Source organism: Streptomyces flavidovirens DSM 40150 (assembly GCF_000429085.1).
In the GTDB taxonomy this organism is placed as follows: Bacteria; Actinomycetota; Actinomycetes; order Streptomycetales; family Streptomycetaceae; genus Streptomyces; species Streptomyces flavidovirens.
The window spans coordinates 160,810-177,033 of record NZ_AUBE01000006.1 but is presented as its reverse complement, the minus strand read 5'-3'; the positions used below and the strand labels follow the sequence as shown (position 1 = coordinate 177,033).

The window sequence follows — 16,224 nt, the reverse complement described above, 5'->3', positions numbered from 1 at the left end:
ACGGGTATCGGGCCGGCGGCGGCAACGGCGTCATGACGGGAACGGGCATGGGCGCGGGCATGGGCACGGGAATGGGCGACGGGCCGCGCGGGCGCGGCGGCCTGCGGGCCACGGCGCGTCGCTACTCGCTCCTGCCGCTGCGGATCTTCCTTGGCGTCACCTTCGTCTACGCCGGTCTCGACAAGCTGACGGACAGCCAGTTCATGTCCGCGAGCGGCACCGGGTCGGTCGGCGAGATGATGCGCGGCGTGCGTGACACCTCCGCCATCCCCGCCCTCGTCGATCTCGCGCTCAAGAACCCCGAGGGCTTCGGTCACGCCATCGCTATCGGTGAACTCGCCGTCGGCATCGGCACCCTGATCGGACTTCTCGCCCGCCTCGCCGCGCTCGGCGGGGCGCTGATCTCGCTGAGCCTGTGGCTGACGGTGAGCTGGGCGTCGGACCCGTACTACTACGGGAACGACCTGGCCTATCTCATGGCCTGGCTGCCGCTGGTGCTCGGGGGCGCCGCTCACTTCTCCGTCGACGCCGCCCTCGCGGCGCGCCGCCGGCGCACGCTGTAGACCACCCAGCTCGTCGCGCCCGCGAGCAGCAGCCCGAGGCAGATGACCGGAACCGCGGCGTAGGCGGGCACCTGCCATGCGCCTGTGGCGTCTCCTGTGTACGCCGCGGCCGTGCCCAGTACGACGAGGCCGCTGATCAGCTTGCCGGGCCTGAACTCGTGCCGGAAGCGGGTGGGGCGCTGTCCGGGCCGGTTCTCGGTGCTCGGGATGTCACTTTGCGGCACGGGTCACCTCCACCTGGCCGACGCCGACTTCGAGATCCAGCCGAAGCGTCCCGGCGGACCTGCCGCGCTCCGTCGGCTCCGTCGGCTCCGGCTGCTTCAGCGGCTCCGGCGGTTTCAGCGTCCGGCGCTGGTCCTGGTCCGTGTGGATGACGAAGTCCTGTGGCTTGTTCCCCGGAAGCTGGATGTCACCGACACCCACCTTCATGCGCAGTTCCACCGTCACGTCCTTCGGTACGACGATCTTGAGCTGCCCCGCACCGACCTCCGCCCGTGTGGCCACCGAGGAGCCCGCGGGGACGCGTACGCCGCTGAGGTCGAGCGTCCCCACGCCCGACCCGAGTGCGTACGCGGGCCGCACGGCCGAGGCCGATGCGGGCTTCCAGTTCGTACGCATCCAGTCCGTGGAGATCTGCTTCGGCAGCGCGGAGGCGCCGGTCAGCATCAGCGCCGTGATCACGGTCAGCAGGATCGTGCCGACGCCCGTACGCCCGCGGAACGCGCTGACCGCGATGCCGAGCCCGAAGACGGCGAGCGCGCAGGACAGGCCGATCTGCAGACTCGTGCCGAGCGGCTGCGCGTCCCACGACAGGCCGGTGCCCAGTCCGCCCGCGAGCACGGCGAGCAGGAACACCCGCCCGCCGATGCCGCGCGGCCCGCGCGTCGCCGGGTCGCGCCGCCGCTGCGGGGAAAGGCCGGGGGCGTCGGCCGGGCCCCGGCCCGGGTCCGGCGCCTCGTCGACGACCGCGCTTTCGGGCCCCCACAGGTAGCCGGTGCTGACCGGGCCCGTCGTGCCGTCCTTGATGATGGGGTCCCGCCACCAGGAGGGCGCACCGGGGACGGGCGGCGCCTGTGTCTCGGGGGGTGCGACGGCGGCCGCCTGCGCGGCCACCGGGTCGACCGGTCCGGTCTCGGGGTCGACGAGGCGGCGCCGCTGGGACCAGTAGGTGGCGCCGGTGAGGGCGAGCGTGAGCAGCACGGCGAAGCCGAGGACGGTGCCGTTGTTGAGCATGGAGAGGAAGAGGCCGCAGCCGACGAGGGCGAACAGCACGGCGATGAGGGTGGCGCCGTCGACGCGGCCCGTCAGGAGCCGGCGGGCCTCGTTCTCGTCCTCGCCGTCGAGCGGGATGAAGAGCCAGGCGAAGCCGTAGAAGATCAGGCCGAGGCCGCCGGTGACGGTCAGGACGCCAAGGCATATCCGGAAGATCACCGGGTCGAGGTCGAAGTGCCGCCCCAGTCCGCCGCACACGCCGCCCACCAGCTTGTGCCGCTTGCTGCGGCGCAGCGGCGGCTGCTCCATCGGCTCGTCCGCGGCCCCCGGGGGAGCGGCAGCGTCGTACGGCTGTGTCATACGTCCATGGTGAGGGCCGGTCCGGCGCCGCGGCACCCGCGCCGACCCTGGACGATCCCTGATTTCGACCCCGAGCCGGGCGGCGGGGCCGCGGAGGCCGGGGGCGGGGCGGGGGCGGCCGGGGCGGGCAGCCAGGGTTCAGGGGTCTGCCGAGGCCACCAGTCAGGGGTATGTAGGGGACCGACCCTGATGCCCGGACCTGCCCGTACATGTGACCATCGGGGCATGCCAGTCGCCACGCCCCGCCGAGCCGCGAGCGCCCGCGCCCCGGAACCGGAGGAGCCGCAGCCGCGCAAGCTCTACCGCAGCGCCGAAGGGCGGATGCTCGGAGGCGTCGCGCGCGGGCTCGCCGGGCATCTCGGGCTGCCGGTCGTCTGGGTACGGATCGTCTTCCTCGCACTCTTCCTCTCGGACGGCCTCGGCGCGCTGCTGTACGCCGTCTTCTGGTTCGTGGTGCCGCTCGGCGTGGGCGGCGTGGACGCGCCGCGCTCGGCGTTCGCGACCACACCCGACGGGCGCCGCAAGCTCCGCAAGCCCGACAAGGGCCAGGTCTTCGCTCTCTTCGCGCTTCTCGTCGGCGCCGTCACCTTCGTCACCAACGTCGACGTGGGCGGCCAGGCCGGGCGGTACGTCTGGCCGGCACTGCTGATCGGCCTCGGCGTCGTCCTCGTATGGCGCCAGGCCGACAACGCGCGCCGCGCCCACTGGACGCAAGCGCCCCGCCGCCGCCGGATGCTGCAACTGGCACGCGGCATGGCGGGCGTGGCGCTGGTCGGCGTCGGCCTCACGGCATTCCTGGTGGTACGGGGCTCCGCGGCGCAGCTCGGCAACGTACTGACGGCGGCGCTCGCGGTCGTCACCGGCATCGCGCTCCTCGCGGGGCCCTGGCTGGTCCGTATGACCCAGGACCTGTCCGAGGAGCGCCTGATGCGCATCCGCGCCCAGGAACGCGCCGAAGTAGCGGCGCACGTACACGACTCGGTCCTCCACACCCTGACGCTGATCCAGCGCAACGCGGAGGAGCCGGGGGAGGTACGGCGCCTCGCCCGCGCCCAGGAGCGTGAGCTGCGCAACTGGCTCTACAAGCCGGAGGGCACCGGCAAGGACGAGTCCGAGGAGCCCGGCACCCTGGCCGAGGCGGTCAAGCGGGCGGCGGCGGAGGTCGAGGACCAGCACGGCGTACCGCTGGAGGTCGTGGTCGTCGGCGACTGCCCGCTCGACGACAAACTGGTCGCGCAGATGCAGGCCGCGCGCGAGGCGATGGTGAACGCCGCCAAGTACGGTGGCGAGGGCGGGGCGGTGCAGGTGTACGCGGAAGTCGAGGGCCGGACGGTGTTCGTTTCCGTACGGGACCGGGGGCCGGGGTTCGATCTGGACGCGGTGCCGGGCGACCGTATGGGCGTACGGGAATCGATCATCGGCCGCATGCAGCGCAACGGCGGCACGGCGAGACTGCGTTCCGCGCCCGACGGGGGCACGGAAGTCGAGCTTGAGATGGAAAGGGCGGCGGACGCATGACGGAGACCGAGGGAACCCAGGACCGGCCCGGCCGGCATGTGCGGGTGGTCCTGGTGGACGACCACCGGATGTTCCGTACGGGGGTGCGGGCGGAGATCGGGCAGACCGCGACGACCGGCGTCGAGGTGGTCGGCGAAGCCGCCGACGTCGACCAGGCGGTCACGGTCATCACGGCGACCCGCCCCGAGGTGGTCCTGCTCGACGTCCACCTGCCGGGCGGCGGCGGCGTCGAAGTCCTGCGCCGGTGCGCGCCGCTGATGGGGGCGGTGGAGAACCCGGTGCGGTTCCTGGCGCTGTCGGTGTCGGACGCGGCGGAGGACGTGATCGGCGTGATCCGGGGCGGGGCGCGCGGGTACGTCACGAAGACGATCACGGGTACGGACCTCGTCGACTCGGTCTTCCGGGTGCAGGACGGCGACGCGGTCTTCTCGCCGCGGCTCGCGGGATTCGTACTGGACGCGTTCGCGTCGACGGACGCACCGCCGGTCGACGAGGACCTGGACCGGCTGACGCAGCGGGAGCGGGAGGTGCTGCGGCTGATCGCGCGGGGTTACGCGTACAAGGAGATCGCGAAGCAGCTCTTCATCTCGGTGAAGACGGTCGAGTCCCATGTGTCGGCGGTGCTGCGCAAGCTCCAGCTCTCGAACCGGCACGAGCTGACGCGCTGGGCGACGGCGCGCCGGCTGGTGTGACGTTCACACGGAGTGCCGGCGCAGGGTGCCGCTTACCGCGTCGAGGTACTCCTCCATGGCGTCCCTGTTGCGGATGAGGCATTCGATGCGCGCGTTCATCCGGTCGCGTTCGTGTCGCAGCGTGGCGAGCATCTCCGGTGTCGCGTCGGGGAAGTGGATGACGCGGGGTTTGTCGAGGCACGGGAGGATTTGTTTGATGATCCGGGTCGGCAGTCCGGCGTCGAGCAGTCCTCTGATCTGCATGACGCGGTCCACGAAGCGTTCGTCGTACTCGCGGTAGCCGTTGGGGGAGCGGTCGGCGGCGATCAGGCCCTGCTCCTCGTAGTAGCGCAGCAGTCGCCGGGGTGTGTTGGTGCGCTCCGACAGCTCTCCGATGCGCATGTGGCCTGCCTCACATCTCACTTGACCGCGTTGACCCTCACATCGATGTGAGGGTTCGAGCATAGCCACCATGAGAAACCACACCACGGAACGCACGCGCCCCCAAGCCGAATTCAAGACCCAGAAGCTGCCACTGCCCGCCCTGCTGGCACTTGCCACAGCCGTCTTCATCACCAGCCTGACGGAGACTCTGCCCGCCGGCCTCTTGCCCGCGATGAGCGCCGACCTGGCCGTCAGCGAGTCCGCGACGGGGCAGACGGTGACGGTCTACGCGATCGGGACCGCGCTGACGGCGATCCCGCTGACCGCCGCCACCGCGGGGTGGCGGCGCAAGCGCCTGCTGCTGACGGCGATGGCAGGATTCGCCTCCGCCAACACGGTGACGGCACTTTCGGAGAACTACTCGCTGACCATGGTGGCCCGCTTCGTCGCCGGAGTGGCCGCCGGTCTGGCCTGGGCGCTGCTCGCCGGATACGCCCGCCGCATGGCGCCCGTACACCTGCAGGGCAAAGCGATCGCGATCGCCATGGCCGGCATTCCGGTCGCCCTGTCGCTGGGAGTGCCGGCCGGGACCTTCCTGGGCAATGCACTCGGCTGGCAAGTGGCGTTCCTGATCATGACCGCGCTGACCGTGGTCCTGCTCGGCTGGATCACCGCGACGGTCCCGGACTATCCCGGACAGCGGCGGCAGGACGGCCGCCGGGCTCCGGTTCTGCGGGCGCTACGCGTCTCGGGCGTAACGCCGGTCCTGTTCGTCACCTTCGTCTTTGTGCTGGCGCACACCATCCTCTACACCTTCATCGCCACGTTCCTGGAGCGGCTCGGCATGGGTGACTCGACCGACCTCGTGCTGCTGGTCTTCGGCGCCGCCTCCCTGGTCAGCATCTGGATCGTGGGCGCGCAAATCAACCGCCGACTGCGGGCCCTCACCGTCGTCAGCACCCTCCTGGTCGCCGGGGCGGCGGCGATCCTGGCGGTGCTGGCCGACAGCCCCGCCATGGTGTACGTCGCGGTGACGCTGTGGGGGCTCGGATGGGGAGGCGCCCCCACCCTCCTGCAGACCGCCGTGGGCGACGCGGGCGGCGACGCGGCCGACGCCGCGCAAGCGATGCTCGTCACCTTGTGGAACGCGGCCATGGCGGGCGGCGGAGTGGCCGGCGGGATCCTCCTGGACAGCCTCGGCTCAACTTCCTTCCCGTGGAGCGTGCTGGTGCTGCTGGTGCCAGTGATGCTGGTGGTGCTCGCCGCGCGGGTGCACGGCTTCCCGGCGAGGTGGGCGGGCAGGACCTCGTGAGCGCTTACGCCGCCTCGGCCAGCGTCTCGCGGGCTTCCATCAGGGCGAAGCCGAGGAGGTTGAGTCCGCGCCACGTGGTGGGTGACATGGAGCGGGCGTCGTCGGCCGAGAGGCCGATGCCCCAGACCGGGTCCAGCGGGCTGGCCTCGACCAGGACGCGGTTACGGGTGGCGAGAAGGTACTGGAGCAGGGCGTCGTGCCGGCCGAACTTGGCGATGTTGCCGCGTACGACGATTCCGTAGCGGTGCTCGCGCCAGATCGCCTCGTCGAAGCCGGTGACCTGGCGGCCCAGGACCTTGGCCTCGCCGGGCGTCTTGCCCCGAAGGACTTTGCCGGCGGTTTCGGCGTCCCCGAACAGCCACGCCTTGTGCGCCATCATGTAGTGCTCGGCGGAGCGGTACATGCGGCCGTCCTCGGTGAATTCCACGGGCCACCACTGGCTCAGGCAGCCGGGACCGCTGGCGGTGCCGGGGGTCGGCCGGTGGCCCCAGAAGTAGAGGTAGCGGAGGCGCTGCCGGGGGCCGACTGCCTGTTCTGCGGCGATGGCCTCCTCGACGGACCGGGGGAGAGGGGGGCGCGCACGACGGTCGTTCGACATGGACGCACCGTCACACACCGGAGCCGGACGCCTCAAGGCAATTGATGACCACCAACGTTCCGGCCGGCGGTGCTTCGTACATCAAGTGCCTGCTCGACCGTGCGGAGCCGAGCGACGACGGGCGGGCGCCGGGCCGGCGCCCGCCCCACCCTCAGTGCCTTCGGCCCCGCAGCCGCCCCAGCAGCTGCCTGGCCTGGCTGCGCCTCCTGGGGTCGGACGCCGCGCGGCGTGCCTGCGTAATCGTCCGGCGCCCCTGCGGGCTGCGTGCGTACTGCTTGATCCGGCTGATGATGCCCGGCATGGTCGGCCCTCCGTTCACGGTGGTGGCAGGTGGCTATGGGTGCCCCATGTGGGGTGAGCCCATGTCTCTCTGTACGCCACTTACCCCGTCTGACGGGTCCGAGACCTGCCTACGACATGTTGGCTACAGGCCCTACGCCGGTCTCGTCGCCCCCGCGAACGGCATCTCGTCGATCGGGGCGACCCGCACCGGTGCGCCGGGGCGGGGCGCGTGGATCATCTGGCCGTTGCCGATGTAGAGGCCCACGTGGCTGATGCCGGAGTAGAAGAAGACCAGGTCCCCCGGAGTCAGCTCCGCGCGTGAGACGCGCCGGCCGGCGTTGATCTGCGTATACGTCGTACGGGGGAGCGAGACACCCGCCGCCTTCCACGCTGCCTGCGTCAGGCCCGAGCAGTCGAAGGCGGACGGTCCCGTGGCGCCCCAGACGTACGGCTTGCCGATCGCCCCGTACGCGAAGGAAATTGCCTGCCCGGCGCGGGAGTTGGGCACACCGGCCGGCTGGCCGCCGCGCGGGGCGCCACGGTCGGCCCGGACAGGGGTGGCGGGCGGGGCGCCGTGGCCGTCCTGCTGTGCGTACCGCGCCCGCTCTTTCGCCGTGAGGCGGGACAGCAGGTTCTCGGCCGCGCCGATCTTGTCCTGGATCGTCGCCTTGTGCCTGCGCAGGTCCTTCTGGTGCGCCTTGAGTTCGGCCAGGCGGTCGTCCGCCTCCTCCCTCAGTTGCTCGATCTCGCCGAGCTGCCGCCGAATGCCGGTGACGGCCGCGGCCTGCCGGTCGCCCGCGCGGTCGGCGATCGCGGCGCGCTCCAGATACTGGTCCGGGTCGGACGTCAGCGCCACCTGCACGGCCGGGTCGACGGCGCCGGTGCGGTACTGCGCGGTGGCGAGCGAACCGAGCGCGTTGCGGGCCGTGTTGAGGCGGCCGGTCCTGCGGGCGGCCTCGTCGCGCAGCGCGTCCAGCGACTCGCCGGCGGTGTCCGCCCGCTCCTTCACGCCGTTGTACTTCTCGGTGGCGACCTCGGCCTCGTGGTACAGCCGATCGACCTTCGCCTTCACCTGAGCGGCGGTGAGGGCGGGTTCCGCGTGCCCGATGCCGTCGAACGCGGCGGTGCTCGCCGCTCCGGCGAGCGCGAAAGTGACGGCGGTGCGGGCGGTGTTGCCCGACAGGGTGCGCTGCTTGGGCTTTCGGTGCGTGGCCACGAGGGCGTCCACGTCCTTCCGTCCTGTACGTCGTACGTCGTACGTCGTACATCGCGTACGTCGCCGTACGTCGCTGTACGTCGAGCCGCTCGCATCCGGCGGCGGTCCGCACAGGGGAACGGGACCGCCGCCGGATTTTCGGCGGTGGTGTCCGACTGCCGCTCCGGGGAGGAACGGCGGTGGGGAGTCGGTCACCTGGGGGAGGACGCTAAACCTGCGAGTCACGGGAGAGCGGTGTAATGACCGACAGTGGTCGAATTCGGCCGTCGCCTGCACGGCGTTGAGAGGCCGACTCCCGCCGGAAGCGAACATTCCGCTCCTCCGCGACCGAAACGGCGATGACGCGGGAACCTGGCTGCCGGGCCTGCTATGGCCGGAGCTAGGCTCCGGTTCATGGACGTACTCATCAATGTCTTCGTCGCCCTGCACATCATCGGCATCGCCGCGCTGCTCGGCGGCTTCCTGACCCAGATGAAGGCGATGGGTGCCGGCACTGCCCGCTTCAGCCCGGCGATGCTGCACGGCGCGCTGACCATGCTCGTCACGGGTATGGCGCTGGTGGGCCTCAACCAGGCCGACGGCCAGGCCGTGAACAACCTCAAGATCGGCATCAAGCTCGCGATCCTCGTGGTGATCCTCGGCCTGGTGTACGTCAAGCGTGACGAGGAGAAGGCCGGGAAGGCACTCTTCGGCGCGGTCGGCGGACTGACCGTCGCGAACATCTTCATCGCGGGGCTCTGGACCTGAGTCCGGTCGCCTCCGCCGCCACTCGATCGCGTCGGCCGCCGTGCGCAGGCCGTCGCGGCTGCGGATCTGGGATCCCATGGCCGACAGGCGGGTGCGCAGCGCGGTGTCGGTGAGCAGCCGGTCGACGGCGGTGGTCAGTTCCCCGGCCGCGCAGCGGTAGGGGTCCAGCCGGACACCGAAGCCGAGTTCGTCCATGCGCTGCGCGTTGTCGTAGCCCACAGCCGCTTCGAGGCGCTGCTTTACCATCTCCTCGACCTCGGGCGCCTTACTGGTGAAGGCCGCCGAGGGACCAGAGCATTTTCGGCGAAAGGTCAACGGGGACTTGCGAGTTACAGGTAAGCGTCGAATATCCATCGTCGCCGCGTGCGCGGCGGCAGCGATCGTGGGGACTCTGCTGCAGAGTTCGCCCAGCGCTTTCGGGACCGACGCCAAGAGGCCGGAGCCCGCACCCCCGGCTGTCGCCGGGGTGACCGGCTCAGGGCCGGACGACTTCGGGGCCACCCGCACCGACGGGACGGCCTTCAAGGGCGATGTCATGTCGCTGAACACGGCACCCGCGTCGAGGATGGCGGCAGCCGCGCCGCCGCAGGGTGAGGGGTGGAAGCTGAGCGGCGCGACCAAGCTGCCGCCCACCGGTTACACGATCAAGTTCTACGACCAGAAGTCCGTGGACTGGCTGGGCCGTTATGTGAAGGCGTCGGCCGCGGATCTGCGGCGCGTCACCAACCTGTCCGTCACCGTCGACACCACGCCGGTGGGCTGGGACTACGTACGGCCCAAGGGCGAGGTGGTCATTGGCGTCCTGAAGGGGCCCTGCGTGCCGCCCTCGGGCGGCAACACGGGCTGGAAGGTCGTGCGCGACGGGTCAGGGACCGCCAACCTGAGCTGCGGCTTCTACGCGTCGTCCGTCCCCTCCACCGTGACCAGCGGACACGCCTACATCGACAGCGAGTTCTTCACGGCGGACGGCAAGCCCTCGGCCTCCCGGGGCGAGACGTACACGCGCAACCACATCAGCCACGAACTCGGGCACACACTGTCGCTGGATCACGCGAATCGCAGCGCGACGCCGGGTGACTGCGTGAAGGGCAGCGACTCCGGGCAGCAGCCGGTCATGTGCACGCCCGCCTACGCGTATCAGGACAAGCGCGCGGGCACGTACGTCCAGCAGTTCGACATGCAGGGCCTGCGCCACCTCGCGAAGGGCGGCGGCGCGGCACTGCCTCCGCAGGGCAGGGTGACCGGGCTCGCGGGCAAGTGCCTCGACGTCAAGGGCGGGAAGACGGTCAACGGCACGCAGATCCAGCTCTGGACCGTCCCGAAGTAGCACCGGGCACACGCGGGCCGAGGGGCCGGACGGGGGCGCGAGCCCTGTCCGGCCCCTCGTCGCTACGCGGGGCGGACGCTGCCGTAGATCGGCATGTAGAAGACCGACTCCTCGCGGACGTACGCGCCGGGCTTGGGGGCGTGGATCATCTTGCCGCCGCCGATGTAGACGCCGACGTGGCTGATGTGGTCGTAGAAGAAGACGAGGTCGCCCGGCCGGAGGTTGTCGGTCGCGACGCGGGTGCCGACGTTCACCTGGTCCCAGGTGGTACGGGGCAGAGCGACACCGGCGGCCTTCCAGGCGCCCTGGGTCAGGCCGGAGCAGTCGTACGAGCTGGGGCCTGCCGCGCCCCAGACGTACGGCTTGCCGATCTGGGCGCGGGCGAAGGCGAGGACCTTCTCGGCCTTGGCAGCGTACGCATCGGTGGAGCCGGCGCCGGTGCCCGTGCCGGGTCCGGGGGCCGTGCCGGTGCCGGTGCCGGTGGCGGCGGGTCCGGGGGCCGGGGCCGTGCCGGTGTCTCTGCCCGTATCTGTGTCCGTATCGCTCCCGGCCTTCTGGGCCTCTTCCCGCTGGCGCTTGCGCTCCGCCTCGGCCTTCGCCTCCGCCTTGCGCCTCGCCTCCGCCTCCCGCTTCTTCTCCAGCTCCGCCAGCCGCGCCTTCTCCTCGGCGGTCAGCCGGGACAGCAGCTCGCGCGCCTCCCCGAGCTTCCTCTGTACGTCCTGCTTCGAGGTCTTGAGGGAGGCCTGCGACTCGGTGAGGGTCTCCAGGCTCCGCGACGCCTCGGCCCGCTTCTCCGATGCCGCCGCCTGCTGCTGCTCGAAGTCGGTCACGTCCGTCTGCTGGCGTTCCGTCATCCGGTCCATCAGCCGGTTCTGGTCGAAGTACGCCTGCGGGCTGTCCGCCAGGAGCAGCGCGGCGGTCGGGGTGACCGACCCCGACCGGTACTGCGCGGCCGCGTAGTTGCCCAGCTTGCGCCGCGCCTCGTTCAGCCTCTCCGTGCGCTTGGCCACGGCGTCGAGCAGGCCGTCCACGGACTTGCGCTGCTGCTCGGTCTTCTCTTTGGCCAGGTTGTACCTCTGCGTGGCCGTACCGGCCTGCCGGTAGAGGTCGTCGACCTTCTTCTGCACCTCTTCGACGGTCGGCTGGGGAGCCGTCGGCGCGGCGGGTGCCGCACCCGCTGTCTGGGCGAGCAGGCCGACTGAGGCGAATGCGGCCGTCGTGATGCCCAGGGCGGGAGCGGTGGTGCGTACCCGGGTACGCGGCTTGCGATGCGACGCCAAGGCCGGCATCTCCTTCCGTGGACCGCCTACCGGGTTAGCTGTCGGGTTCGGGCGGAAACGGAAGGTGCCCTACGGTCCGTGGGACTGCGGACCGATTCACCCCAGGTGATGCGCGTGGGTCCCCGGTTCCGAACTGCCCTGCGGGCAGGCCGGATTCGGCGTGGGCCGCCCGCTCCGGCGCTGTTCGCCGGTGGGGGTACGAGCTGCCCGACTCGGCACGCTAGCCAAGAGTCGTGACTGCTGGGAAGCCCGATGTTCGATATGCCCGATACATTTCCGTGACCTGGCCGAGTTGATTCCGTTGCGGGGCTTGCAAGGGCGCGGAGGGCGTCGGCAGGGTCACAGGGCGTGCGCAAGGTCACACGCGGCGGCAAGGGACGTACGGACGTGCGGAGGGCCGGTTCTCCTTCCGCTCCGATGCGTGCGGCCGGGGTGAAACCGGGGCGGGCTGTCGGTGGTCCCGCCTAAGCTTGGTAGACGATGAGCAGCCTCTTTGACGACAGCTTCCTGGCCGACCTCCAGCACTCGGAGTACGCAAAGGACACCGCCCCGCCGCCCCCCGAGGACCACGCCCCGGAGGAGGTCCCGCACGACCTCTTCGGCGGCGCCTTCGACGCGCCCCCGGCGCCCAGGGACGCGCACTACAGGGACGGCGCGCCGCGCCCGGTCGTGGACGCCTCCGCGCTGCTCGAAGGGCTGAACGAGGAGCAGCGGGCCGCCGTCGTGCACACCGGGTCACCGCTGCTCATCGTGGCGGGAGCGGGTTCCGGCAAGACCCGTGTCCTGACCCACCGGATCGCATACCTGCTGGCCAAGCGGGGTGTGCACCCCGGCCAGATCCTCGCGATCACCTTCACCAACAAGGCCGCCGGTGAGATGAAGGAGCGGGTGGAGCAGCTCGTCGGACCCCGCGCCGGTCACATGTGGGTCTCCACCTTCCACAGCGCGTGCGTGCGCATCCTGCGCCGCGAGTCGAAGAAGCTCGGCTTCACGTCCTCGTTCTCGATCTACGACGCCGCCGACTCGAAGCGCCTCATGGCGCTCGTCTGCCGCGATCTGGACCTCGACCCGAAGCGCTTCCCGCCGAAGGCCTTCAGCGCCAAGGTCTCGAACCTGAAGAACGAGCTGATAGACGAGGAGACCTTCGCCGGGCAGGCCGCCGACGGCTTCGAGAAGACCCTGGCGCAGGCGTACGCGATGTACCAGGCGCGGCTGCGCGAGGCCAACGCCCTGGACTTCGACGACATCATCATGACCACGGTGCACCTGCTCCAGGCGTTCCCGGACGTCGCCGAGCACTACCGGATGCGCTTCCGGCACGTCATGGTCGACGAGTACCAGGACACCAACCACGCTCAGTACACGCTCGTACGCGAACTGGTGGGCCCCTCGGGCGAGGGCCGGGCGCCGGGCGAACTGTGCGTCGTGGGCGACGCCGACCAGTCGATCTACGCCTTCCGCGGCGCCACCATCCGTAACATCCTCCAGTTCGAGGAGGACTACCCGGACGCGAAGACGATCCTGCTGGAGCAGAACTACCGCTCGACGCAGACCATCCTCACCGCCGCCAACGCCGTCATCGAGCGCAACGAGAACCGCCGCCCCAAGAACCTTTGGACGGAAGCCGGCGCGGGTTCGTTGATCACCGGGTACGTCGCGGACACCGAGCACGACGAGGCGCAGTTCGTCGCCGAGGAGATCGACCGGCTGACGGACGCGGGCGACGCGAAGGCCGGTGACGTCGCCGTCTTCTACCGTACGAACGCCCAGTCCCGTGTCTTCGAAGAGATCTTCATCCGCGTCGGGCTGCCCTACAAGGTCGTCGGCGGCGTGCGCTTCTACGAGCGCAAGGAGGTCCGGGACGTGCTCGCGTACCTGCGCGTCCTGGCCAACCCCGAGGACACCGTTCCGCTGCGCCGCATCCTGAACGTACCGAAGCGGGGCATCGGCGACCGGGCCGAGGCGATGATCGACGCGCTGTCGCTGCGCGAGAAGATCAGCTTCCCGCAGGCGCTGCGGCGCGTGGACGAGGCGTACGGCATGGCTGCCCGCTCAGCGAACGCCGTGAAGCGTTTCAACACGCTGATGGAGGAGCTCCGTACGATCGTCGAGTCCGGCGCCGGGCCCGCCACGGTGCTGGAGGCGGTCTTCGAACGGACCGGCTACCTCGCGGAGTTGCAGGCGTCGACCGACCCGCAGGACGAGACGCGCATCGAGAACCTCCAGGAGCTCGCCGCCGTGGCGCTGGAGTTCGAGCAGGAGCGCGAGGGCGACGAGCCGGGGACGCTGGCCGAATTCCTGGAGAAGGTCGCGCTGGTGGCCGACTCCGACCAGATCCCCGACGAGGACGAGGAAGGGTCGGGCGTCATCACGCTGATGACGCTGCACACGGCCAAGGGGCTGGAGTTCCCCGTGGTGTTCCTGACGGGCATGGAGGACGGCGTCTTCCCGCACATGCGCGCGCTCGGCCAGACGAAGGAGCTGGAGGAGGAGCGGCGGCTCGCTTACGTCGGCATCACGCGCGCCCGCGAGCGGCTCTACCTGACGCGGGCCTCGATGCGCAGCGCGTGGGGGCAGCCTTCGTACAACCCGCCGTCGCGGTTCCTGGAGGAGATCCCGGACACGTACCTGACGTGGAAGCGCAAGGGCGCGCAGGCCCCGGCGGGACCGGTGTCGGGCGTCGCTTCGTCGCTGTCGTCCTCGCTGGCCTCGCGGTCGCGGGGTGGCGGCGGGGCTTCGGGGTTCGCCACGCGGCGGACGTCGGACAAGCCGGTGGTCGCGCTGTCGGTCGGGGACCGGGTCACGCACGACCAGTTCGGGCTCGGCACCGTGATGACGGTGACGGGGACGGGGTCGGACGCGCAGGCGACCATCGACTTCGGCGACGAGCGGCCGAAGAAGCTGCTGCTCAGGTACGCGCCGGTCGAGAAGCTTTAGGGGCGGCCCCGGAAGGGCGCGAGCCTTCACCGCCGCGACCTGGGGCCGTCGCTCCGGGCGCGGCGGCTTCCGCGTCGCATTCCGGGGTCGGCGCGTCACTTCCGGGTTTGTGCCCCGGAGCCGGGGGCACTCGGAGCTTGGGATCAGGTCGGGCTGAGGCCGTGACTGCGGAACCAGGGCAGGGGGTCGATGGCCGAGCCACCGCCGGGGCGCACCTCGAAGTGCAGGTGCGGGCCCGTGGAGTTGCCGGAATTGCCCGCGTACGCGATGACGTCGCCGGCCTGGACCGGGCCTGAGCGGATCTTGGTGCTGCTGAGGTGGCAGTACCAGGTCTCCGTACCGTCGGCAGCGGTCACTATCGCCATGTTTCCGTAGGCGGTGTTGTACTGCGTGCGGACCGTGCCGTCGGTCGCGGCCATCACCGGGGTGCCGTACGACACGGGGAAGTCGATGCCGGAGTGCACGGACATCCAGTTGACGCCGGCCTGGCCGTAGTACGCACTGAGACCGTGCTGCTGGACCGGGAGCGCGAACTTCGGGCGGGCGGCCTCCTTGCGGGCGGCCTCCTCGGCCCTGCGCTTCTTCTCGGCGGCCTGGCGCTCCCTGAGGTCGATACGTTCCTGCGTCCGGCTGGCGCGGTCGGCGAAGTCCTCGGCGTCCGTACTGAGGTTGGCCAGTTGGGTGTCGAGCTTGTTGTTGACCGCGACGGGCTTCACCGAGCCGGGATCGGCCGCTGACGCCGTCGTGGTGGTGTCCTTCTTCTCCTCGGCCTGCGCACCGCCGCCGACGCTGCCGACCGAGGCAGCGGCGATGCCGGCCACGCCCATCACGCACGCGGAGGGGACGGCGACGGTGAGGAGGGCGGAGCGCTTGGCGGGGGTACGGCGGCGGCCGCGGCCGGAGTTGCCCGCGTTGCGGCGGGCCGAGCGGGGGCCGGGGGTGGCGGCCGCGGCGACCGTGGCCGCTGTCGCGGCGGCGGGGGCGTGTTCGAGATCCGGGTCGGGTTCCGGCTCGGATTCAGGCTCGTGTTCGGGTGCGTACTCCGGGGCGTATTCGTGCTCGGCGCCGGGCGTGTCGCCGGGGCCGTTGCCGACGCTGTCGGGCGCCTCGTGCGTCTCGTGCGCTTCGTGGGGTTCCCGGTGCCCTTCATTCGGCTCGTACGCCGCAGGGGCCTCGGCCAGGTCGACCGACGGGAACTCGGCTGTCCCGTAGAAGACTTGCTGGGGTGGGACGGTCTCGTACACGCCGGTGTGGCCGTCCGTGTGGCCGTTCGTGTGGCCGGAGTTCCAGGCGGTGGCGTCGTAGGCGCCGGTGTCGTAGGCCGGCGTCGTGCTCCACTGCCCGGTCGCGTCGGCGGCCTGGGTGAACTGCGCTGTTTCGTACTGGCCTGTCTCGTACTGGCCGGTGGCGAATCCGGCGGTGACATGGCCCGTTGCGTGCTGGCCGGTGGTGAAGTGGCTGGTGTCGAACTGGCCTGTCTGGTTCCAGGTGTTGGAGTCCCACTGGCCGGTGGACTGTGCCGGGATTTCGGCCGCCGTCTGATAGCCGGCCGTGGGCCACGCTCCGGTGGCGTCGTACTGCTGGTGCGTGCCGTACGCGTCGTAACCGACCGTCTGAGGGCCGCCCGTGGCGCCCCACTGGGTGGTGTCGTACTGGCCGCTGTGGCCTGCCTCGTACTGGCTTCCCTGGGTGGGAAGGGCTCCGAACAGGGGATCTGTCTGAAAGCTGCCGGTGGAGTAGCCGTCGTACCCGGCGTGGGCGTGCTGGTCGTCCACCAACTTCTCTCTCGCCTCGGCAATGCAGGACCTGTGGGGGCT

15 protein-coding genes and 1 riboswitch are annotated in these 16,224 nt (G+C 70.8%); of the genes, 7 read left to right on the top strand and 8 right to left on the bottom strand.

Annotated elements, in window-relative coordinates:
- Positions 1-71: 71 nt before the first annotated feature.
- Complete coding sequence (locus tag G412_RS0111945; RefSeq protein WP_244282922.1) at positions 72-563, top strand: DoxX family protein; 492 nt, start codon at positions 72-74, stop codon at positions 561-563.
- Here the strand turns inward: G412_RS0111945 and G412_RS0111940 are convergent.
- Together G412_RS0111940 and G412_RS0111935 are read right to left on the bottom strand one after the other, a co-directional pair.
- Positions 512-787 (bottom strand): hypothetical protein, encoded by a 276-nt coding sequence (locus G412_RS0111940; RefSeq protein ID WP_244282916.1) that lies wholly within the window; start codon positions 785-787, stop codon positions 512-514. The genes G412_RS0111945 and G412_RS0111940 overlap by 52 nt on opposite strands.
- Positions 774-2,135: a PspC domain-containing protein gene (locus G412_RS0111935; RefSeq protein ID WP_028812302.1), complete on the bottom strand. Its 1,362-nt coding sequence runs from the start codon at positions 2,133-2,135 to the stop codon at positions 774-776. The genes G412_RS0111940 and G412_RS0111935 overlap by 14 nt, the downstream gene beginning before the upstream one ends.
- A 225-nt stretch (positions 2,136-2,360) precedes the next feature.
- Between G412_RS0111935 and G412_RS0111930 the strand changes: the two genes are divergently transcribed.
- Positions 2,361-3,653, top strand: coding sequence for an ATP-binding protein (locus G412_RS0111930; protein WP_028812301.1), 1,293 nt, complete (start codon positions 2,361-2,363; stop codon positions 3,651-3,653).
- Positions 3,650-4,345: a LuxR C-terminal-related transcriptional regulator gene (locus G412_RS0111925; RefSeq protein WP_028812300.1), complete on the top strand. Its 696-nt coding sequence runs from the start codon at positions 3,650-3,652 to the stop codon at positions 4,343-4,345. Before G412_RS0111930 ends, G412_RS0111925 begins: the two co-directional genes overlap by 4 nt.
- A 3-nt stretch (positions 4,346-4,348) precedes the next feature.
- Here G412_RS0111925 and G412_RS0111920 read toward each other — a convergent pair whose 3' ends face one another.
- Positions 4,349-4,726, bottom strand: a complete 378-nt coding sequence (locus tag G412_RS0111920; RefSeq protein ID WP_028812299.1) for a MerR family transcriptional regulator — start codon at positions 4,724-4,726, stop codon at positions 4,349-4,351.
- A gap of 70 nt (positions 4,727-4,796) precedes the next feature.
- Between G412_RS0111920 and G412_RS34130 the strand changes: the two genes are divergently transcribed.
- Positions 4,797-6,020 (top strand): MFS transporter, encoded by a 1,224-nt coding sequence (locus tag G412_RS34130; RefSeq protein WP_037648544.1) that lies wholly within the window; start codon positions 4,797-4,799, stop codon positions 6,018-6,020.
- A 4-nt stretch (positions 6,021-6,024) separates the two neighbouring features.
- Here the strand turns inward: G412_RS34130 and G412_RS0111910 are convergent, their stop codons facing one another.
- The 3 genes from G412_RS0111910 to G412_RS0111900 form a co-directional block, all read right to left on the bottom strand.
- Positions 6,025-6,618, bottom strand: a complete 594-nt coding sequence (locus G412_RS0111910; RefSeq protein WP_028812298.1) for an NADAR family protein — start codon at positions 6,616-6,618, stop codon at positions 6,025-6,027.
- Positions 6,619-6,769: 151 nt separating this feature from the next.
- Positions 6,770-6,919 carry a hypothetical protein gene (locus G412_RS40125; RefSeq protein WP_167546453.1) on the bottom strand — a complete coding sequence of 50 codons (150 nt, stop codon included), beginning with the start codon at positions 6,917-6,919 and terminating at the stop codon, positions 6,770-6,772.
- Between the two features lie 132 nt (positions 6,920-7,051).
- The gene (locus G412_RS0111900; RefSeq protein ID WP_028812297.1) at positions 7,052-8,116 is read right to left on the bottom strand and encodes a C40 family peptidase; all 1,065 of its coding nucleotides are present in this window, start codon (positions 8,114-8,116) and stop codon (positions 7,052-7,054) included.
- Between the two features lie 393 nt (positions 8,117-8,509).
- Between G412_RS0111900 and G412_RS0111895 the strand changes: the two genes are divergently transcribed.
- Both G412_RS0111895 and G412_RS34125 read left to right on the top strand, forming a co-directional pair.
- Positions 8,510-8,863 (top strand): hypothetical protein, encoded by a 354-nt coding sequence (locus G412_RS0111895; RefSeq protein ID WP_028812296.1) that lies wholly within the window; start codon positions 8,510-8,512, stop codon positions 8,861-8,863.
- A 382-nt stretch (positions 8,864-9,245) separates the two neighbouring features.
- A complete protein-coding gene (locus G412_RS34125; RefSeq protein ID WP_208857861.1) occupies positions 9,246-10,190 on the top strand; it encodes a zinc metalloprotease in 945 nt (314 codons plus the stop codon).
- A gap of 62 nt (positions 10,191-10,252) precedes the next feature.
- Here G412_RS34125 and G412_RS0111885 read toward each other — a convergent pair whose 3' ends face one another.
- Positions 10,253-11,470: a C40 family peptidase gene (locus G412_RS0111885; RefSeq protein WP_028812295.1), complete on the bottom strand. Its 1,218-nt coding sequence runs from the start codon at positions 11,468-11,470 to the stop codon at positions 10,253-10,255.
- A gap of 7 nt (positions 11,471-11,477) precedes the next feature.
- A riboswitch (cyclic di-AMP (ydaO/yuaA leader) is annotated at positions 11,478-11,641 on the bottom strand.
- 309 nt (positions 11,642-11,950) lie between these two features.
- On the opposite strand from G412_RS0111885, the gene pcrA reads away from it, so the two are divergent.
- Entirely contained in the window at positions 11,951-14,407 is a 2,457-nt protein-coding gene (pcrA, locus tag G412_RS0111880) for a DNA helicase PcrA (RefSeq protein ID WP_028812294.1), read from the top strand.
- Between the two features lie 143 nt (positions 14,408-14,550).
- Here the strand turns inward: pcrA and G412_RS0111875 are convergent, their stop codons facing one another.
- On the bottom strand, positions 14,551-16,182 hold the full coding sequence (locus G412_RS0111875) for a M23 family metallopeptidase (protein WP_028812293.1): 1,632 nt from the start codon (positions 16,180-16,182) through the stop codon (positions 14,551-14,553).
- Between the last annotated feature and the right edge of the window lie 42 nt (positions 16,183-16,224).

Coding starts and splice junctions, on each gene's coding strand:
- G412_RS0111945 (WP_244282922.1), top strand. CDS start 72: ATGGGCGACGGGCCGCGCGGGCGCGGCGGCCTGCGGGCCACGGCGCGT.
- G412_RS0111935 (WP_028812302.1), bottom strand. CDS start 2,135: ATGACACAGCCGTACGACGCTGCCGCTCCCCCGGGGGCCGCGGACGAG.
- G412_RS0111930 (WP_028812301.1), top strand. CDS start 2,361: ATGCCAGTCGCCACGCCCCGCCGAGCCGCGAGCGCCCGCGCCCCGGAA.
- G412_RS0111925 (WP_028812300.1), top strand. CDS start 3,650: ATGACGGAGACCGAGGGAACCCAGGACCGGCCCGGCCGGCATGTGCGG.
- G412_RS0111920 (WP_028812299.1), bottom strand. CDS start 4,726: ATGCGCATCGGAGAGCTGTCGGAGCGCACCAACACACCCCGGCGACTG.
- G412_RS34130 (WP_037648544.1), top strand. CDS start 4,797: ATGAGAAACCACACCACGGAACGCACGCGCCCCCAAGCCGAATTCAAG.
- G412_RS0111910 (WP_028812298.1), bottom strand. CDS start 6,618: ATGTCGAACGACCGTCGTGCGCGCCCCCCTCTCCCCCGGTCCGTCGAG.
- G412_RS40125 (WP_167546453.1), bottom strand. CDS start 6,919: ATGCCGGGCATCATCAGCCGGATCAAGCAGTACGCACGCAGCCCGCAG.
- G412_RS0111895 (WP_028812296.1), top strand. CDS start 8,510: ATGGACGTACTCATCAATGTCTTCGTCGCCCTGCACATCATCGGCATC.
- pcrA (WP_028812294.1), top strand. CDS start 11,951: ATGAGCAGCCTCTTTGACGACAGCTTCCTGGCCGACCTCCAGCACTCG.